This window comes from Streptomyces roseifaciens (assembly GCF_001445655.1).
GTDB classification, from domain to species: Bacteria; Actinomycetota; Actinomycetes; order Streptomycetales; family Streptomycetaceae; genus Streptomyces; species Streptomyces aureoversilis.
The window spans coordinates 2308196-2327359 of sequence record NZ_LNBE01000004.1 but is presented as its reverse complement, the minus strand read 5'-3'; the positions used below and the strand labels follow the sequence as shown (position 1 = coordinate 2327359).

The 19164-nt window shown below is 72.7% G+C and carries 14 protein-coding genes; 6 read left to right on the top strand and 8 right to left on the bottom strand.

The window, feature by feature from the left end; all coding sequences use genetic code 11:
* The first annotated feature begins 31 nt into the window (after nt 1–31).
* From AS857_RS27665 to AS857_RS27645, 6 genes are all read left to right on the top strand, one after another.
* The gene (locus tag AS857_RS27665) at nt 32–517 is read left to right on the top strand and encodes an SseB family protein (protein ID WP_420823969.1); all 486 of its coding nucleotides are present in this window, start codon (nt 32–34) and stop codon (nt 515–517) included.
* Entirely contained in the window at nt 514–1209 is a 696-nt protein-coding gene (locus tag AS857_RS27660) for a hypothetical protein (protein WP_058045923.1), read from the top strand. The genes AS857_RS27665 and AS857_RS27660 overlap by 4 nt, the downstream gene beginning before the upstream one ends.
* Nucleotides 1209–5927, top strand: a complete 4719-nt coding sequence (locus tag AS857_RS27655; RefSeq protein WP_058045922.1) for a putative T7SS-secreted protein — start codon at nt 1209–1211, stop codon at nt 5925–5927. Before AS857_RS27660 ends, AS857_RS27655 begins: the two co-directional genes overlap by 1 nt.
* Complete coding sequence (locus AS857_RS39680; protein WP_144440901.1) at nt 5924–6199, top strand: RNA-binding protein; 276 nt, start codon at nt 5924–5926, stop codon at nt 6197–6199. The genes AS857_RS27655 and AS857_RS39680 overlap by 4 nt, the downstream gene beginning before the upstream one ends.
* A gap of 267 nt (nt 6200–6466) precedes the next feature.
* On the top strand, nt 6467–7249 hold the full coding sequence (locus AS857_RS27650) for a DUF1266 domain-containing protein (protein ID WP_420823968.1): 783 nt from the start codon (nt 6467–6469) through the stop codon (nt 7247–7249).
* 95 nt (nt 7250–7344) lie between these two features.
* Nucleotides 7345–8859: an alpha/beta hydrolase gene (locus AS857_RS27645; RefSeq protein WP_058045921.1), complete on the top strand. Its 1515-nt coding sequence runs from the start codon at nt 7345–7347 to the stop codon at nt 8857–8859.
* On the opposite strand, the gene AS857_RS27640 is transcribed toward AS857_RS27645, so the two are convergent.
* The 8 genes from AS857_RS27640 to AS857_RS27605 all read right to left on the bottom strand — a co-directional run bounded on the left by AS857_RS27640 (nt 8844) and on the right by AS857_RS27605 (nt 19020).
* Nucleotides 8844–9488 (bottom strand): LuxR C-terminal-related transcriptional regulator, encoded by a 645-nt coding sequence (locus AS857_RS27640; RefSeq protein WP_058045920.1) that lies wholly within the window; start codon nt 9486–9488, stop codon nt 8844–8846. The genes AS857_RS27645 and AS857_RS27640 overlap by 16 nt on opposite strands.
* Entirely contained in the window at nt 9452–10864 is a 1413-nt protein-coding gene (locus tag AS857_RS27635) for a sensor histidine kinase (RefSeq protein ID WP_058045919.1), read from the bottom strand. The genes AS857_RS27640 and AS857_RS27635 overlap by 37 nt, the downstream gene beginning before the upstream one ends.
* Before the next feature lie 158 nt (nt 10865–11022).
* Nucleotides 11023–11241, bottom strand: a complete 219-nt coding sequence (locus AS857_RS27630; RefSeq protein ID WP_058045918.1) for a hypothetical protein — start codon at nt 11239–11241, stop codon at nt 11023–11025.
* Between the two features lie 35 nt (nt 11242–11276).
* A complete protein-coding gene (locus AS857_RS27625; RefSeq protein WP_079110671.1) occupies nt 11277–13013 on the bottom strand; it encodes an acyl-CoA mutase large subunit family protein in 1737 nt (578 codons plus the stop codon).
* 205 nt (nt 13014–13218) lie between these two features.
* Nucleotides 13219–14877 carry a hypothetical protein gene (locus AS857_RS27620; RefSeq protein WP_058045917.1) on the bottom strand — a complete coding sequence of 553 codons (1659 nt, stop codon included), beginning with the start codon at nt 14875–14877 and terminating at the stop codon, nt 13219–13221.
* Entirely contained in the window at nt 14877–15629 is a 753-nt protein-coding gene (locus tag AS857_RS27615) for an RNA polymerase sigma factor (protein WP_058047100.1), read from the bottom strand. Before AS857_RS27615 ends, AS857_RS27620 begins: the two co-directional genes overlap by 1 nt.
* Before the next feature lie 34 nt (nt 15630–15663).
* Nucleotides 15664–16623 (bottom strand): DUF4328 domain-containing protein, encoded by a 960-nt coding sequence (locus AS857_RS27610; protein ID WP_058045916.1) that lies wholly within the window; start codon nt 16621–16623, stop codon nt 15664–15666.
* Between the two features lie 321 nt (nt 16624–16944).
* Nucleotides 16945–19020 carry a glycosyltransferase gene (locus AS857_RS27605; protein ID WP_058047099.1) on the bottom strand — a complete coding sequence of 692 codons (2076 nt, stop codon included), beginning with the start codon at nt 19018–19020 and terminating at the stop codon, nt 16945–16947.
* Between the last annotated feature and the right edge of the window lie 144 nt (nt 19021–19164).

Genomic DNA, 19164 nt, shown 5'->3' with positions numbered 1-19164 from the left:
GGTTCGGAACTCTTCGTTCCGAATACCGTGAGTGCACCTCTGGCCTCATTTTGTACCCTTCCTCTGGCTTGGGGAGGCGAGAGTGGCGTCATCGACGGCGTTGACGGACGAAATACGCGCACTGCATGCGGAGGATGGTCGGCCGGCTGCGTTGGTCGGCCGGTTCCGCAGAACGGCGGTACTGGTGCCGTCGGACGGTCAGGACGGTTTGTGGACCGCCGAGTACGGCGGGATCCGCTGGCTCTGCGCGTTCACGGACGAGGCGGCGCTCGCGCGGTTCGCGCTCGCCCAGGGCACGGACGGGACGGCCGACTGGGCGTACCGAACGGTGCTGGGCGCGCGGCTGCTGGACGTGGTCGTGCCGGCCGTGGGCGTACCGGCCGGTGTCGCTCTCGACGTCGGCAGTGAGCAGCCCATGCTGTTCCCGCCGGTGGCCGGGATCGTTCCGGATGCGTACGCCGTCAACGCCGGCGTCGACGGCCACACCGGCGCCCTGGACGCGGAGGGCACCGCATGACCGGCACCGGCACCGGCACCGGCACCGGCAGCGGCCCCGGCGACGGCCTCGCGGCCGACTCCGCCGCGCTCGGCAACATCGCCAAGGGCATCAACGGCGCCATCGGCGAACTGAAGTCCATCGGCTCGCCCGGCGACGCGGCGGTCGGCCGCGGCTTCGACGAACTCGCCCTCAGCGGCGTCGAGCTGGGACACGAGGGACTGGCTGCGGCGTTCAAGACCTTCTGTTCCCGGTGGGACTGGGGAGTCCGCGCCCTGGTCCACGACGGCAGCCAGTTCGCGCAGCGCGTGGGGCTCGCCGCGGGCTACTACCACGAGCAGGACGCGTACATCCGGGACACGTTCAAGGTCGGCGTGAACGCCGTGATGGGCAACCCGCACCTCCTGGAGGAGGACGTCGAGAAGAAGTCGATGTCCGAGATCCTCGCCGACAACCCCGTGAACGACTTCAGCCACCCCGACTACAGCGCAGAATCGTTCCGCAAGGCGGACGAGAACATCCGCCAGGTCTGGGCCGCCACCGCCCGCGACGCCTCCACCGGCGCCGCCAACGGCTACGGCAAGGGCCCGCTCGGCCGCCAGGGCACGGAGGCGGCGAACAAGCTCGCCGACAAGCTCGACGGAGGGCATGGCGGAAATCGTGCCGGCGAGCGGGCCGGAGAGCACGCCGCCGAGCCGGAGGGCCGCGACTGATGGGTGTCTTCGATCCCCTGGTCAAGGGCCTCGACAAGGTCGGCGAAGCCGCCGAAAAAGGTCTGGACAAGGTAGAGAGGAAGGCGGGTGAGGCCGTCGAGTGGGGCGCGGACAAGGCCGCCAAGGGGCTGGACAGGATCGGCGCCCACGACGAGGCGCTCGCCGTCAAGTACCTGGGCGACCGCACGGCCTCGGAGCTCGGCGCCGAGATCAAGGAACAGCAGCTCGGTCAGACCGAGAACCCGCTGGCCCTGGTCCACGGCGAACCCTGGGGCATCGAGGCCGCCGCCAAGCACCTGAAGGCCTTCCACAAGGCCTTCGACACCACGCACTCCGGCCTCCAGCGGGTCCGCTCCGGGGAGTGGAAGGGCGAGGGCGCGAAGGGGTTCGACACCCACTTCGCTCCCGAGCCGAAGAAGTGGGCGCATGCCGCCGACGCCTGCGAGAGCGCCGCGGGCGCCCTCACTGCGTACGCGCACACCGTCCGCTGGGCCCAGAAGCAGGCGATGGAGGCCATCCGCCTCTACAAGCAGGGCACGAAGGCGACGGAGAAGGCCACCAAGGCCTACAACGACAAGGTCGACACGTACAACGCGAAGCTGAAGGCGGGCGAGGACCCGGGCGCGCGGCCCGGCACCTTCGAGGATCCCGGCGCCGCCGACATCAAGGAGGCGCACCGCATCCTCGCCGAGGCCCGCAAGCAGCGGAACACGGCGGCGGGCGAGGCGAAGTCCCGGATCGACAAGGCCGTCGAACTCGCCCCGAAGGAACCGGCCTTCCACAACCGCATGAAGGGCGACATCCAGGACTTCGCGGCGGCCTCGAACGTCGAGCTGCTCCACTTCGGCGGCGGCGTCTTCCGGGCCGGTACGGATCTGGTGAAGTTCACCCGCAGCCTCGATCCGCTCGACCCGTACAACGTCACGCACCCCGCGGAGTACGTCACCGGCATCAACAACACCGCCGCGGGTCTCGTCTCCCTCGCGTCCCACCCCGAGCGCATTCCGGGGACGCTGCTGGGCCCCGGCTGGGGCTCCGACCCCTCCGAGGCGGCCGGCCGCCTCACCGGCAACTTCCTCCTCGGCCTTACCAGCGGCGGCGTCGCCGGGGGCGGCACGCGCGTGGGCGCGGGCGCGGCCCGGCAGGGCGCGGAGGCCGGGGCGCGAGCGGGGGCACGGGCCGGGGCGAAGGCAGGGGTGCGGGATGCCGGGGAGGAGGGGGCGGAGAGTGCGGCGCGGCAGGCAGCGAGAGAGAACCGGCAGGAGCCGAACAAGGACCCTCAGCAGGTCGAGACCGGCAAGACGGACCCGGTGGACATCGCGACGGGCCGCATGTTCCTGCCCCAGACGGACGTCACGCTCCCCGGCGCGCTTCCTCTGCTCATTTCCCGGCATGTGAAGTCCGGCTACGACTGCGGCCGGTGGTTCGGCCCGTCGTGGGCGAGCACCGTGGACCAGCGGCTGGAGATCGACGACGAGGGCGTGATCTTCGTCGACGAACATGCGCGGTTGCTGGAGTACCCGCATCCGGTTCCGGGCGTCTCCACGTATCCGGCGAAGGGGCCGAGGTGGCCGCTGGCGATCGAGCCCGACGGCACGTACAGCGTGACGAACCCGGAGACGGGTCACACCAGGCACTTCTCTCCCTACGGCCTCCAAAGGGAGGGCCTGGCCCTTCTGCACCAGCTGACCGACCGCAACGGCCATTGGATCGCCTTCGAGTACGAGGCTGACGGCACTCCGATCGCGGTGGTCCACGAATCGGGCTACCGCATCCGCATCACCACGGACGCGGACTCGGGCCGCATCACCGCACTGCACTTGGCCGAGACGGAACTGATCCGCTACGGGTACACGGACGGCAACCTCACCGAGGTCGTCAACTCGTCCGGAGAGCCACTGCACTTCGCCTACGACGAGCGCGGCCGGGTGACGTCGTGGACCGACCGGAACGGTACGCACTACACGTACACGTACGACGACGAGAACCGTTGCGTCCACGAGTCGGGGACAGAGGGGCACATGCGGTGCATCCTCGAGTACGGGCTCCCGGACCCTGACAGCGGCCTGCGCATCACCAAAGTGACCGACGCGCTCGGTCATACGACTGCCTACACGATCAACCGGCGCTCGCAGGTCGTCGCCGTCACCGATCCCACGGGCGCCACGACGCTCTCCACGTGGGACCGTCACGACCGTCTCCTCTCGCGCACGGACCCCCTGGGCCACAGGACGGAGTTCCGCTACGACGAGGACGGGCGCCCGGTGTCGGTGTTCCGCCCGGACGGGCGGCGGGTCTCGGCCACGTACACCGCACTCGGCCTGCCCGAGACGACGACCGGCCCGGACGGGGCGGTCCGGCGCCACACGTACGACGCGGCGGGCAACCGCACGTCGACGACGGACCCGGCGGGCGCGCGGACGACGTACGCCTACGACGGCGTCGGCCACCTCACCTCGGTGACGGACGCCCTGGGCAACACCACCCGGCTCACCTGCAACAGGGCCGGGCTGCCCGTCGAGATCACCGACCCCCTGGGGGCCGTCACCAGCTACCGCCGGGACTCCTTCGGCCGCGTGACGACCGTCATCGACCCGCTCGGCTCCACGACCCGCCTCACCTGGACGGTCGAGGGCCGGCTGGCCCGCCGCATCTCCGCGGACGGCGCCGAGGAGCGCTGGACGTACGACGGCGAGGGCAACTGCACGACGTACACGGACGCGCTGGGTGGCGTGACGCGCTACGAGTACGGCCCCTTCGACGTCATGACGGCCCGCACCGGGCCGGACGGCGTACGGCACGAGTTCACGCACAACACCCGCCTCCAGCTCACCCGCGTCACCAACCCGCAGGGCCTGACCTGGGACTACACCTACGACCCGGCGGGCCGCCCGGCCGCCGAGACGGACTTCGACGGCCGCACGCTGACGTACGCGCACGACCCGGCGGGGCGGCTCGTGTCCCGTACGAACGGGATGGGCGAGACGATCACGTACGAGCACGACGTGCTGGGGCGGGTGGTGCGGAAGGACGCGGCGGGCGCGTCGGGCACGTCGGGCACGGAGACGACGTACGTCCATGACGCGGCGGGCCGCCTGGTGGAAGCCGTGGGTCCCGACGCGACGCTCGTCTACAGCCGGGATCGCCTCGGCCGCGTCAAGTCCGAGACGACGAACGGCCGGACGCTGACCTTCGCGTACGACGCACTCGGGCGACGCACGCGCCGGGTGACGCCGGGCGGGGCGGTGAGCACGTGGACGTACGACGCGGCCGGGCGGCGCACCTCGCTGACGGCCTCGGGACGCGTGATCGACGTCGAGCACGACGCGGCGGGGAGGGAGGTGGCCCGGCACTTCGGGGAGGGTGTGACGCTGTCGTCGGCGTGGGACGCGGTAGGGCGCCTGGTGTCACAGGGGCTGGAAGGCGCGGGCGAGTTGCTCCAGCACCGCGCCTACACCTACCGCCGCGACGGCCACCTCACCGGCATCACGGACACCACCACCGGCTCCCGCACCTTCGACCTGGACACGGCGGGGCGCGTCACGGCCGTCCACGCCCCGAACTGGACCGAACGCTACGTCTACGACGAAGCCGGAAACCAGACGGAGGCGACATGGCCGGCGGCCCACCCGGGCGCCGAGGCGCAAGGCGTCCGCACGTACACGGGCACGCGAATATCCCACGCGGGCGGAATCCGCTACGAACACGACGAGCAAGGCCGCGTAATCCTCCGCCGGAAGACCCGCCTCTCGCGCAAACCGGACACATGGCGCTACGAGTGGGACGCGGAGGACCGCCTGACCGGGGTGACCACCCCGGACGGCACGCAATGGCGCTACGCGTACGACCCGCTGGGCCGCCGCATATCCAAGGAACGCCTGACGGCGACGGGCGAGGTGGCGGAACGTGTGGACTTCACGTGGGACGGCGCGACGCTGACGGAACAGACGTCGTGGTCACCGTCCCTGCCGAACCCCATAACCCTCACCTGGGACCACAACGGCCTCCACCCGATAGCCCAGACGGAACGCATATCGGCGGCGGACGCGCCCCAAAGGGAGGTGGACCGGCGCTTCTTCGCGATCGTCACCGACCTGGTGGGCACGCCGACGGAGCTGGTCGACGAGACCGGCCGAACGGCCTGGCGCACCCGCTCGACCCTCTGGGGCACGACGGCATGGTCACGCGACAGCACGACGTACACCCCACTCCGCTTCCCGGGCCAATACTTCGACCCGGAAACGGGCCTCCACTACAACTACCACCGCCACTACGACCCGGAAACGGCCCGCTACACCACCCCGGACCCTCTGGGCCTGGCCCCTGCCCCGAATCCGGCGACGTACGTCCACAACCCCTACACGTGGATGGATCCACTGGGGCTCACCCCATACGAAATCAGCCTCTACAAGGCCCCGAGCAAGGGAACCGGGGAATATCACAACGAAAACGGGTATCTGGAAAAGGATTTCCCTGGAGGTCCACACGATCCGTACATGGACGGCAAGGCGTACTTCGCAAGGCAGCGGGAGCTGGCGGAGATTTACGCCAAGCACTACGGCGAAGGTGTGATGGAAGTCAGGATACCTGCCGAGGAGTACGCCAAACACTTTCAGCAATTCGAGTACCCTTACGAAGGGGGGCCTCTCACTGAAGTTCCCATACCTAACACTCACGTAGAAAAGCTCAATCAGTACCCGAGAGAGTGGCATCAATGATCGATGACCTCGCTTGGCTCACAGCCAAGGAGAAGTTCCCCGTCGGCTTGAGCGTCCAGGCAACAGTCGACGTCGTCAGGCCGTTTGGGTTCTTCGTGACGATTCCCGGCTGCCCGGCAACGGCCGTCGTGGATGCGATCGCCTATAAGCCTCACGGAATTCCCGTAAATCCTACACAATGGCCAGCCATCGGGATTACCTTTGAAGCAACTATCGCAGATCACGTGGAACATAATCGACAGATTAAACTCAGGGTCGATGCGAGCAATTGAGAAGCACGCCGGGAAGACCGACCTCGGCGCCGAGTGGAAGTAGACGTGATTGGCGGGCCGCTCACGCCTTCGGAGGGAAAGTTGGAACGCGAGGTCGACTGATGCCTGATCGTGGAGTATGACTGAAGGCGTTGGGGCTGATTGTCGAAGGTGACAGAGAGGTGGATAGCGAGCCACGCCCGAGCTGCAGCGCCCCCTCAGTGTGCCCGCGACTCCCACAGTGCCTGCGGCCACTCCCACTCGCACGGCAAGCTGCGCGCCCTTCACGTGGGTGGTCCCCTGCACGGGCCGGTCGCTCACGGACTGGCCTGCGCAGCGCTGCTGTTCGTGAAGAACGGCGAGCTGTGGAACTCCATGGCCTATCACGGCACGGGCTATCACCATGAACGGCACCGGCTTGAGAAGTACTGGGGAGTCACCAGCCGGGAGGGCTGGCACCGCGCCCAGGAGCGGCTGCTCAACGCGGACATGGTCAGCGGCGTGTGGCAGTTCGTCCTGCAGATCCGGCACGTACTCGCCCGGGACTTCGCAGGCGCCGTCTCCATCGAGCACTGGCGCGAAAGTGCCGAGCGCGTGCTGCGGCGCAGCATGGCCGAGGCGGGAGAGGCGCGGATCACCCCCGAGGGGGTGACCCGGGGAGAACCCGTCTCGGCGGCCGAAGCCGAGTCCCAGGTGGCGGGCGTGCGGCGGATGATCGGGCGCATCGCCCGCTACGAGGCCCGCTTCCGTGCGGACGGCCTGCTGCCCGAGGGATCCTTCATCCGGACCACGGAGGCCTGGGACCACGGGCGCGCCTCGGGAATGGCCCGCTGGGGGCTCGGAGCGCGCTTCTGCACCGTGCAGGAAGCCGAACAGGCGGTGCTCCGCGCGGGCCGCGCCGCCCAAGCCGCCTACCGGTCCTGGGAGGACTTCTCCGCCGGATACGTTCTCGGCTGCTGCCTGCACTTCGACGAGGAGGAGTTCGGACGGTGGTACGAGGAGATGCTCGACGCGCACCGCATCCTCACCACCGACCCGGCCAGTCCCTGGCTCAACATCCCTTGGAAGTGAGGACGGCGAGCCGCCGTCGGCGTGGGGCTATCCACACCCCGCGTGGCCAGTTGGCCCCATAGTCAGTTGGCGTTCCGTCAGACACCCTTGGCCGCATGAGATCCCGTAGCCGTACCGGCATTCTCCTGACGCTCTCCGCCGCCGCCTGCGCCACCGCTCTCACCGTCCCCGCCCAGGCCGCCGCCACCGCCCCGCGCCCCGGCGCCCTCGACTGGCACCCCTGTGCCGCTGGGAAAAGCGCCCCCGGATCCGAGTGCGCCACCCTCCCCGTCCCGCTCGACTACCGGAAGCCCTCCGGGCCCACCGTCGATATTGCGGTCACCCGGCTCCGCTCGGACCGGCCCGAGGCGCGGCGCGGCGCGTTGTTGCTCATAGCGGGTGGCCCGGGGGGCTCGGGGGTGGAGGCTGTGGCGCGGGAGGGGGAGAAGGTGCGCCGGGCCACCCAGGGGGCCTATGACGTCGTGGCGATTGATCCGCGCGGCGTGGGGGGCAGCACTGCGGTCGACTGCGGGGTCGCCGAGAACGACCGGCAGCTGGTGGAGTTCCGGGCCTGGCCGCGGCCGGACGGGGACATCTCGGAGGGCGTGGCCCGGGCCCGCCGGATCGCCGAGGCTTGTGCCCGCAACGGCGGCGACGTGCTGCGCAGCCTGTCGACGCGCAACGAGGCCCGGGACATCGACAGCTTCCGCAAGGCGCTGGGTGAGAGGAAGCTGTCCGCCGTCGGCGTGTCCTACGGCACCTACGTAGGGGCCGTCTACGCGCAGATGTTCCCCGAGCGCACGGACCGCTGGGTGCTCGACAGCAACCTCGACCCCGACCCCTCCCGCCTCGGGCGCACCTGGCTGGCCAACATGGCGCCGGGCGCGGAGGACAGCTTCCCCGACTTCGCCCGCTGGGCCGCCGACCCCGCCCGCGGCAAGGACCGGCTCGCCGAGCGTCCCGAGGACGTCCGGCCGATGTTCCTGAACCTTGCCGCCGAACTCGATCGCAAGCCCCGCGCGTTCAAGGGATCCAGCCATCTCCTGACCGGCAACCTGCTGCGCCAAGTCCTGCAGATGAGCCTGTACGACCGGGCGCGCTTCCCCGATCTCGCCGCGCTCGTCCAGGCCGCCCGCAGCGGCGGCGACGGCCCGCTCACCGTCCCCGACCCGCTCCCCGAACCGCTCCCGCAGCGCGACGCCGCCGTGTTCGCCGGCACCGTCTGCAACGACGCGGGCTGGCCGCGCGACGTCTCCTCGTACGAGCGGGCCGTGGCCGCCGACCGTGCCCGGTACCCGCTCACGGCCGGCATGCCCGCGAGCATCACGCCGTGCGCGTTCTGGAAGGACGAGCCCGCGGAGAAGCCCACCCGCATCACGTCCCGGGGCCCGTCCAACATCCTCATGGTCCAGAACCTGCGCGACCCGGCGACCCCGTACCACGGGGCCCTGAAGATGCGCGCGGCCCTCGGCGACCGCGCCCGCCTCGTCTCGGTCGATGCAGGCGGGCACGGCGTGTGGCTCGACACCGGCAATGCGTGCAGCGACCGTGCCGTCAGCCGGTTCCTCGTCACCGGGCAGCGGCCCGCCGGGGACGTCCTCTGCGTGGCAGAGGGTCAGCGCTCCAAGTAGGCCAGCACCGCCAGCACCCGCCTGTTGTCCGTATCGCACGCGTGCAGGTCCAGCTTGGTGAAGATGTTACCGATGTGCTTGGCCACCGCCTTCTCCGTGATGAACAGGGCCTCGGCGATGCCCGCGTTCGAGCGGCCCTGGGCCAGGCAGGACAGGACCTCGCGCTCGCGGGGCGTGAGAGCGGCCACGCCGCGGTCGCGGTCCTTGCTCCCCAGGAGCTTGGAGACGACCTCGGGGTCCATGACGGTGCCGCCCTCCGCCACGCACTCCAGCGTCGCCATGAACTCGGCGCCGTTGGAGACCCGGTCCTTCAGGAGGTAGCCGACGGCCCCCGCGCCGTCGGCGAGGAGTTCGCGGGCGTAGAACGGCTCGACGTACTGGGAGAGGAGCAGCACCGGCAGGCCGGGCAGGGCCTGCCGGGCGGTGAGGGCCGCGCGCAGGCCGTCGTCGGCGAAGCCCGGGGGGAGGCGGACGTCGACGAGGGCGAGGCCGGGGCGGTGGTCGGTGAGCGCGGCGAGCAGGCCGGGGCCGTTGTCGACCGCGGCGACCACCTCGTGGCCGAAGGCCTCCAGCAGCCGGATCAGGCCGTCCCTCAGCAGGAAGTGGTCTTCGGCGAGGACAACCCGCACGGAACCTCCATCATCACCATCGTCGGGCCGCCCGCGGGGCTGCTGACGGCCAGCACGCCGTCGAAGGTGGCCAGCCGCCGTTCGATGCCGCGCAGCCCGGTGCCCCGCGCCACGTCGGCGCCGCCGCGCCCGTCGTCGGTGACGGTGATCCGCAGCATGCCGGCTCCGGCCCCGTTTCCGACCCCGGTTCCGGTCCCGGCTCCGGCGCCCGCCCCAGCCCCAGCCCCAGCCCCAGCCCCAGCCTCGTAACGGGCGTCGATCCACGCCCGGTCGGCGCCCGCGTGCTTGGCGGCGTTGGTCAGGGCCTCCGAGACCGCGAAGTACAGGGCGGACTCGACGGGCGGCTCGGGGCGGCCTGGGACCTCGAAGGAGACCTCGGTGGTCAGCGGGCTGACGAGAGCCAGGGCCCGTACGGCATCGGGCAGGCCGCGGTCGGCGAGGACCGGCGGGTGGATGCCGCGGACGAGGTCGCGCAGCTCCTCCAGCGCCTTGGCGGACGACTTGCGCGCCTCGTCCAGCAGGCCCCTGACCGCCTCGGGGTTCTTCTCCAGCAGGTGGGCGGCCGCGTCCAGGGTCATCCCCATGGCCACGAGCCGCGCCTGGGCGCCGTCGTGCAGGTCGCGCTCGATGCGCTGGATCTCGGCCATCCGGACGTCGACGGCGTGCGTACGCGTCGTGGCGAGGTGTTCGATGCGGTGGTTCATCCGGGCCATCCGCTCCGCCTCGCTCGGGGCGAGGATCCTGCGGGTCCACCGCGCGTGGGCGCGTACCGTCCGGGGCGCGACCCAGAGCGCGAGCCCCAGCTCGCAGACGCCGAGCACCCCGGCGAGCGCCGCCGTGACCGGGCCCTCGATCGGCAGGAACCCGAACCACACCCCGCCCCACAGCTCCGCCAGCCACTCCCCCTCGAAGCCGAGGAAGACGCCCCAGAGCCCGCTCAGGATCAGGGCGAGCGGCGCGACGGCCAGCGCGCCGCCCACGACGGGGTCGACGGTGACCCAGCGCCAGTACCGCCAGGTCCGGCCGTCCTTGAGGACCAGCCGGGCGCGTTCCTTCACGCCCTGCGGGGCTTCGGGGAGCGGCGGATCGTACGCGTACGGGTCGGGGACGTCGACCCCCGACCACCGGGCGGCCAGCTCCCGCTGCCGGTCGGCAAGCCGGCGGACGTCGCGCGCGGCGCGCGGCAGCAGCAGGAAGCCCAGGCCGGAGCCGAGCATCAGGACCGCGAAGCCGAACATCAGGCCCGCCAGGGTCTCCCTGACCGACAGTCCGCCGAGCACCAGGGAGCGGCGCAGCGCCTGCAGTCCGGCGGCGGCCGGCCCTCCGCGTCCTTCTTTCCGCTGTGCCTCGTCCCGCCCCATGCGCGCTTCCCCCATGCCGTTGCCGTACGTCCTGCCCTGTCCCGTCCCGTCATTCTGCGGGGTCGCACAGGGGGCCGTCGGTGGGAAAAACTCCCCTGTTCGGAAGCTGCCGAGCCGGAGGCCGGTCAGAACAGCTGCCGGTCGGAACAGCTGCCAGTCGGAACAGCTGCCGGTCAGAACAGCTGCTGCTGTCCGTCCGTCGGGGGCTCCTCCGGGTCGAACAGGCGCGGCTCCGTCGCCAGCAGCGGGGCCGAGCGGCGCGAGCCCGGGCAGGAGATCAGCTCGTACGAGAAGGCGGGGCGGCGGCCCGGCGGGTCGTGACGGGCGTAGCGGCCGCCGACGACGGCGATCTCGCGGGTGCATACGGGGCAGGCGCGGCGGGGGGCGGACATACCCTCCAGTGTCTCTTACGGAGCACAGTGGTCGGTCAGAAGACGTCCGCCGGGACGTGCGTCCCCCACACCTCGCGCAGCGCGTTGCACACCTCCCCGACCGTCGCCCGCGCCCGCAGGGCGTCCTTCAGCGGGTACAGGACGTTGTCCGTCCCGGCGGCGGCCTTGCGCAGGGCGGCCAGCGCCGTCTCCACCGCCCGGCCGTCGCGCTCCTCCCGCAGCCGCGCGAGGCGCTCCCGCTGCCGGGCCTCGATGGCCGGGTCGACGCGCAGCGGCTCGTACGGTTCCTCCTCGTCGAGCCGGTAGCGGTTGACGCCGACGACGACCCGCTCGCCGCTGTCGGTCTCCTGCGCGATGCGGTACGCGTTGCGCTCGATCTCGGCCTTCTGGAAGCCCTGTTCGATGGCGGCGACCGCCCCGCCGCGGTCCTCCACCCGGCCCATGAGGTCCACGGCGGCCTCCTCGACCGCGTCCGTGAGGGACTCGACGGCGTACGAGCCGGCGAACGGGTCCACCGTCGCCGTCACGTCCGTCTCGTAGGCGAGCACCTGCTGCGTGCGCAGCGCCAGCCGGGCGGCCTTGTCCGTCGGCAGGGCGATGGCCTCGTCGAAGGAGTTGGTGTGCAGGGACTGGGTGCCGCCGAGGACGGCGGCGAGGCCCTGGACGGCGACGCGCACCAGGTTCACCTCCGGCTGCTGCGCCGTGAGCTGGACGCCCGCCGTCTGGGTGTGGAAGCGCAGCATCTGCGACTTGGGGTCGCGGGCGCCGAACGTCTCCTTCATCACGCGCGCCCAGATCCGCCTGGCCGCCCGGAACTTGGCGACCTCCTCCAGCAGCGTCGTGCGCGAGACGAAGAAGAAGCTCAGCCGCGGCGCGAAGCGGTCGACGTCCATCCCCGCGGCGACGGCCGTGCGCACGTACTCGATGCCGTTGGCGAGGGTGAAGGCGATCTCCTGCGCGGGCGAGGCGCCGGCCTCGGCCATGTGGTAGCCGGAGATCGAGATCATGTTCCACTTGGGGAGCTCGGCGCCGCAGTACGCGAAGGTGTCGGCGACCAGCCGCAGCGACGGCTTCGGCGGGAAGATGTACGTGCCGCGCGCGATGTACTCCTTGAGGACGTCGTTCTGGACGGTCCCCGTGAGCCGGTCCGCCGGGACGCCCTGTTCCTCGCCGACGAGCTGGTACATCAGCAGCAGCAGCGCGGCGGGGGCGTTGATGGTCATCGAGGTGGAGACCTCGCCGAGCGGGATGCCGCCGAAGAGCACCCGCATGTCCTCGACGGAGTCCACGGCGACGCCCACCTTGCCGACCTCGCCGCCGGCCAGCTCCGCGTCGGAGTCGTGGCCCATCTGCGTGGGCAGGTCGAAGGCGACGGACAGGCCCGTGGTGCCGTGGGCGATGAGCTGCCGGTAGCGGGCGTTGGACTCGGCGGCGGTGCCGAAGCCCGCGTACTGGCGCATCGTCCAGGGCCGGCCGGTGTACATCGTGGGGTACACGCCCCGCGTGAAGGGGTACGCGCCGGGCGCGCCGAGCCGCTCCGCGGGATCCCAGCCGTCGAGGGCCTCGGGGCCGTAGACGGGCTCGAAGGCCTGCCCGGACTCGCTGAGCCGGGGCGGACGCGCCGCGCCTTGCCGCCCCGCTCCCCCGCCGCCGGGCCTGCCGGGCTCGGGCCTGCCGGCGCCGGACCCGTCGCTGTGGGGCCTGTCGCCGTGGGGCCTGTCGCTGTGGGGCCTATCGCCGTGAGGGCTGCCGCTGTCCGGTTCGCGCGCCATGGGCGTCCCGCCTCCCGCTGCTGCTCGGCACATCCTGCAGACAGGATGCGCCGACCGGGGCGCACGGGGCAGCCCCGACACGGGTGAGAAAGAGGGGGGCGCGGGCAGAGCCGGGGGAAGAGCCCCGCCCGCGCCGATGCGCATGAGCCGACGGTATGGGGGGAACTCCGGCTCGTGCGCAGCCGATGACCAGTCGGCTCACTACCTACAGCGCCGTGGGGTCGGAAAACGTCACACCGGGGGCCGGAACGGTGAAACGGGGATCGCTGTGGACGGGCGGCACAAGGCGGGAGAGACGCCCCGGACTGTCCCAGCCGCCGCCGTCGTCACCCGTGCCGCCGGTCCTGCCCGAGTCCCGCCCGCCGCCGGAGCCGGAGATCGTGCCGGAGCGGGCGGGGTCGCCGCCGTCGGCCGCCTTGACCACGTTCTCGCAGAACTTGCGCAGGTCGGCGTTGTCGCCGAGGCCGGCGGCGCGCTCCAGCGTCCGGACGGAGTCCTCGTCGACGCTGTCGCGGCGCTGCTGGGCCGCGAGGTAATCGCGGCACAGGCGGGTGGCCAGGGGGCCGGCCTTCGTGCCGTCGCCGCGGGCGTCGTCGCCCTTGTCCTTGTCGTCGCCCCGGTCGGGGCGCTGCGACGGGGACGCGGAGTCGCCGGGTCTGTCCCGGTCGGCGGGTGCGCTGCTCCGGCCGGAGCCGGGGGTGGGCGAACCGGAGCCGTCCGGGCTGCCGCCGGCGCTCGGGCTGCCGTCCGGACCACGGGACGGCTTGCCGCCGGGCGACCTGCTGCCGTCGGGGGACGCGCTCCCGGCGTGCTCGTCGCCGAAGGCGGACACACTCGGCGCGGCCGCGGGATGCCCGCCCGAGCCTCCGAAGGGCCCGGGCAGCACGCCCGCGCCGGCCGCCACCGCGACGCCGCCGATCGCACAGCCGGCCAGGGCCATGGCCAGCGCGGCCTTGACGGGCCGCCAGCGGGCGAGCAGAGCACGCCCCGCCGCGGGACGGCTCGCGGGCACACCGAGCCGCACGGCGGGCTCTGGCACGGCAGCGAAGGCGGGCGCAGCCGCCGCGGCCCTCGCCTCACGGAACGCCGCCAGCGCCGCCTCCTCCCCCGGCAGCGGCTGCCCGGCGGGAGCGGGCGCCGGCACGAGCGACCGCAACACGGCAACGAGCCGCTCGGCCTCGGGCGGCACGGGGTGGCCGTCCGGCCGGGTCCCGGATACGGGGTGGCCGTCCGACCGGGGGCTCGCTACGGAGTCGGCCGGGCCGCCGGGTACGGGACGGCCGTCCGGCCGGGTCCCCGATGCGGAGTCGGCCGAGCCACCGGATGCGGCGCCGCAGTCCGGCTGAGTTCCCGTTACGGAGTCGCCCTGGCCACCGCGTACGGGACGGCCGTCCGGCCGGGCGCCGGGTCCGGAGTCGGCCGGACCGCCGGGCGCGGTGTCGCCGTCCGGCCGCGTTCCGGATACGGAGTCGGTCGAGCCCCCGGGTACGGCTGCGCCTGCAGGAACGGCGGAGGCGCCGGGAGCGCTGGGAGCGCCGTCGGCGGCGGCAGACGCCGGTACGCCCGAAGCGCCAGGCGTGCCGGAGGCGTCGGAGGTACCGGAGGCGCCGGAGCCTCCCGACGCGGAAGCGGGAGTGTCGGCGTTCGGGTCGTCGGTGGTCGTTCGGCCGGCCGGCGTGGGCTCGGCGGTCGCGGTTGCCCCGGCCCGTACGGCGTCGTTCCCGGGAGTCGGCGAAGCGGACCCGTTCGCGGGGTCGGCGGAGGCGCCGGCCGGGGCGACGGGCGCCGTCCCGCTCAGCAAGCGCTCCACGGCGTCCTCGTCCAGCCAGTCTTCCAGCCAGTCGTACCGGTGGTCGTCCGCCATCACATGTCCTTCTGCGTCCGCGCACGCATTTGCGTCACACCGGCAGAAGCATTCGCTCCGGGGTGTGACCCGGGCTGTGCCCGCCGCTGCTGGGGGACGGTGTCGGTGACCGGCCGCCCCGCCGGCGCCGTTCCGCTGTCCCCCACGGTCCCGGTCATCCCGGTCATTCCGGCCGTCCCGTCGATCGCGTCGACCCCGTCGGCTCCCGGCGTCACCATTTCGGCCAGCCGGCGCAGCCCGCGGTGCGCGGCGGTGCGCACCGCTCCCGGGCGCTTGCCGAGCACCCCGGCGGCGCTCTTCGCGTCGAGGCCGACGACCACGCGCAGCACGACGGCCTCCGCCTGGTCCTGCGGGAGCCGGGCTATGAGGGCGAGGGTGTTGCCGGTGCCGACGGCCTCCAGGGCCTCGACGGCGGTGTCGGCGTCGGCGGCGCGGCCCGCGAGCTCGCTCTCGTCGCCGCCGATGGCCGGGCGCCGGCCGCGCATCCGTATGTGGTCGAGGGCGCGGTTGCGGGCGATCCGGGCGGCCCAGCCGCGGAAGCGGTCCGCGTCGCCGGCGAACCGTTCGAGGTCGCGGGCGATCTGCAGCCACGCCTCGGAGGCCACGTCCTCGGCGTCTGCCTCGCCGACGAGCGTTCGCACGTACCCGAGCAGGCGGGGGTGGACGGAGCGGTAGACCGTACGGAATGCCGTCTCGTCCCCACCCTGGGCCGCGTTCACCGCGGCCGTCAGCTCGGCGTCGTCCCCCTGCACGCCCTCATCCTGCACCACTCGGAGATTCCGTGGCTCAGTAGCCCGCCGGCCCGCTGCCGTAAGGATTCTGCGGCGGGTTGGACCAGCCGGCCGCGGGGCCGCCGGGCTGCTGCCCGGGGACATACCCGGGCGCGCCGTACGGCACACCGGCGGGGACGCCCCCGCCGGCGCCCGGCATGGCGCGCTGCTCCTGCAGGCGGGCGAGCTGGCGGACGACGAGGATGGCGAGGACACCGGCGGCGATCATCAGCATCGTGGCGAGGCCGGAGACGTTGGCCGAGTTCTTGAGCGCCTCGACGTCCTCCCGCCAGGTGGAGCCGTCGTAGCCCTTGGCGGCGATCCGCGCGGAGGCGCCGAGGCTCAGCATCGTCGAGATGAGGTTGCAGACGCCGGAGGCGATCCAGAGGGTCCACCAGGAGTTCAGCAGGCCCTTGGAGACGCCCTGCGGGGCGCTGGCCTTGTAGATGTCGTTGACGATCTGCTTGGGGAACCAGAGGTTGACCACCGGCGTGAACCACGAGCCCGCGGCCCAGCCGATGCCGAGGCGCTGGCTGCCGGGCGCGAAGTACTCGGCGTTGATGCGGGCCCGCCGGAACCAGATGGCCCAGAACGTGGCGGCCGCGGCCAGAGTCAGGAGGTACAGCAGCGCGGAGACCATGGCCACGGCGTCCGTGTCCTCGAGGTCCTCCTGCGTGGTGGAGCTCACGCCGTTGTCGAGCATGTCCTGCAGCGCCATGCGCGTCTGGGTGTCGGTCCAGAAGACGAACAGCAGCGCCGCCACGCTCGCCCCGAGCGAGGCCATCAGCGCGATCCGCATGCCGCGGCGCAGGTCGACGCCGCCGACGGGCATCGGGGCCTGCGGCATCGCGGGGGCGTACGGGTACCCGGGGCCGGGCGCGGGCGCCATGGCGGCCTGCTGCTGGTAGGCACCGCAGGCGGCGCAGCGGCCGTCCGGGCCGACGGCGGCGGCGCGGCAGTGACCGCACGGATACATAGGTGAGAACCCCCTGGAACGTGACCGATTTTCCCGTTCATCCGGTTTTGCCCGGACCGGCCACTGGGACGACAAGCGAGAGGCGCGCGCTGAGCGGCGCGGACCCGCACGTTACGGGCAGCAACCCGGCTTCGTCCAGAAAGGGTCCCCGGCACTCCGGTATGACAGTGTGACGGATTGACGGCCTGCGGCGCTGTAGGAGGTGTGGGCCCCACCAGGGTCCACGCCGGACGGCGGTCGGGGCCTCTCCTGTGGGGGGTGGCGGCCCCGGCCGTCCTCCGTACCGGGCCCGCCCCGCCGCCCCCGCCTCGGGGAAGGCGCCTACGCCGCGTCCTCCTGCGCCACGTCCTTCACCGTGACCGTCAGGTCGTTGGTCACCGTGAAGTACGGCCGCAGCCGCACCTCGCCGCGCACGGCGCCCGGGAAGGTGTCGATGCCCTTGCGGTCGGCGAAGTCGCCGGCGATCCGGCCGACGCGCACCAGCGCCGCCCCCGCCTGCGGCCGCACCCACAGGTCCCACAGGTCCTGCTCCTCGTCCGGCTTCTGCCGCTGCTGCATCGGCTCGTAGGGCAGGGTCCCCGAGCCGCTCTCCAGCGGCACCCGCACGTCGGCCGCGGAGCCGTCGCCGTGGCGCAGCCGCGCGACGAGCTCGGCGCCCTCCCCGAGGGAGGTGCCGTGGGCGCGGACGGCGACGCGGATGCCGTCCGCGCCGACCTGCACCTCGGTGGCCTCCGCGTGCTGCGGGCGCAGCCAGGTGCGCACCGCGAGGAAGCCGTCGCTCGTCTCGTAGGGCACGGCGGCGGCGACACCGGCGGCGCCCTGCGCGAGCTCCAGCCCGAGCAGGGCCTTCTGCTCGACCAGCGCGGCGGTCAGGCGGCGGCGCGACTTGTCGCCGGAGCGCTCGGTGTAGGTGTCCCAGCGGCCCTCGGGCAGGGTGTGCGCGGTGCGGTCGAGGCGGGCCTCGACCCAGGTGCCGGGCTCGCGGCGGGCGGGGAGCGGCACGCGCACGGACTCCTTGCCCTTGGTGCCGCGGTGGCGCAGCAGCAGGTGCGTGTCCGCGGCGGTGAGCTGGTCGGCGCGCAGGCGGACGACGAGGGAGCCGTCGGCGGCGACGGTGCAGCGGGCCTCGGGGTGGGCGCTCTCGCCGGGGGCGGGGGCGGCCACGGCCGCCTGCTTCTTGCGGCCGCCGCCGAACAGGCCGCCGAACAGGCCCTTCTTCTTCTCGGGGGCCGTGGTGGAACCGGGGCGCAGCTCCTCGAACAGCTCCTCGTAGCGGGCGGCGATGCGCGAGGGCTCGTAGCGGCCGGCGGTCTCGCGGGCGGCCGCGCCGAGGCGGGCGCGCAGCGCGGCGTCCCCGGTGATCTTCAGCAGGGCGTCGGCATAGGCGTCGACGGCGTCAGCGTCGTCGAGCGGGACGAGCATGCCGTCGGTGCCGTCGGTGAGGATCTCGCGCGGGCCGTAGGGGCAGTCGGTGGCGACGACCGGCAGGCCCGCGTGCATGGCCTCGACGATCGTCATGCCGAAGGACTCGGCGTCGGAGGCGACGGCGGCGACGGCACCCTTGGACCACTCGGTCTCGATGGGCGAGCGGGCGCCCATGAGGGTGACGCGCTCGTAGAGGCCGAGCTCCTCGACCTGCTTGCGCAGCTTGGCCTTGGCGGGGCCGCGGCCGTAGATGCGCAGGTGCCACTCGGGGCGCTGGGCGGCGACCTTGGCGAAGGCGGCGACGAGCCGGTCGTAGCGCTTGACGGCGACGAGGCGGCCGGCGGAGACGATCAGCCGGGAGGTGCCGTCGGAGGGCTCCGCGACGGGGGCGGGGACGGCGTTGGGGATGGAGAGGATGCGCGCATGGGCGCCGGGGAGGGCCTCGCGGTAGTGCCCGGCGTCGGCCTCGGAGACGGTGGCGAAGGCGTCCAGGGCGGCGATCGCCGGGTCCATCACGGCGTGCAGCTCGGGGACGTGGGCCTCGTGCGTGAGGTGCTCCTGGCCCAGGCGCAGGTAGCGGTCGGAGCCGTACTTCGCGAGGTAGCCGATGAGCTTGGGGCGGGTGGCGATGACGACGTCGGCGTCGGTGCCGGCGAGGTGCTCACGCAGGCGCTCGTCGGTGAGGGCCGTCGCGGCCATCCGGCCGTTGTCGATGCGCTCGTCCCGGAAGATCTCGCTGGCCTGCTGGTTGAGCGGGGCCTCGTACTCGTCGCCGTCGGTGCCCTCGCGCAGGTCGACCAGGGGCGTGAGGCGTACGCGCGGGTCGATGTCCAGCTCGGGGACGTCCACGGGCCGGTTGACGCTGATGATCCGGACCTCGTGCCGGTCCGCGAGGGCGGCGGCGAGGTTGACGGTCGAGCGGATGGTGCCGCCGATGCCGTACGCGTTGTGCAGCAGGAATTCGATCTTCATCGGGCCCTCGTTCAGATGCGCGTGCTTCCTCCCGGAGGTTAGGCCCTCGGACGGCCGGGCCGCACGTACCGGGCTGCGCCCCGCCCACCGCCCGGCCCGCGCTGCGCCGGTGACCTCGTATTCCGCCGGGCCCTCGGCGTCGCG

What these genes read in the sequence shown, in the direction of transcription:
- AS857_RS27660 (WP_058045923.1), top strand. Translation starts at nt 514, where the DNA reads ATGACCGGCACCGGCACCGGCACCGGCACCGGCAGCGGCCCCGGCGAC.
- AS857_RS27655 (WP_058045922.1), top strand. Translation starts at nt 1,209, where the DNA reads ATGGGTGTCTTCGATCCCCTGGTCAAGGGCCTCGACAAGGTCGGCGAA.
- AS857_RS39680 (WP_144440901.1), top strand. Translation starts at nt 5,924, where the DNA reads ATGATCGATGACCTCGCTTGGCTCACAGCCAAGGAGAAGTTCCCCGTC.
- AS857_RS27645 (WP_058045921.1), top strand. Translation starts at nt 7,345, where the DNA reads ATGAGATCCCGTAGCCGTACCGGCATTCTCCTGACGCTCTCCGCCGCC.
- AS857_RS27635 (WP_058045919.1), bottom strand. Translation starts at nt 10,864, where the DNA reads ATGGGGGAAGCGCGCATGGGGCGGGACGAGGCACAGCGGAAAGAAGGA.
- AS857_RS27630 (WP_058045918.1), bottom strand. Translation starts at nt 11,241, where the DNA reads ATGTCCGCCCCCCGCCGCGCCTGCCCCGTATGCACCCGCGAGATCGCC.
- AS857_RS27625 (WP_079110671.1), bottom strand. Translation starts at nt 13,013, where the DNA reads ATGGCGCGCGAACCGGACAGCGGCAGCCCTCACGGCGATAGGCCCCAC.
- AS857_RS27620 (WP_058045917.1), bottom strand. Translation starts at nt 14,877, where the DNA reads ATGGCGGACGACCACCGGTACGACTGGCTGGAAGACTGGCTGGACGAG.
- AS857_RS27610 (WP_058045916.1), bottom strand. Translation starts at nt 16,623, where the DNA reads ATGTATCCGTGCGGTCACTGCCGCGCCGCCGCCGTCGGCCCGGACGGC.
- AS857_RS27605 (WP_058047099.1), bottom strand. Translation starts at nt 19,020, where the DNA reads ATGAAGATCGAATTCCTGCTGCACAACGCGTACGGCATCGGCGGCACC.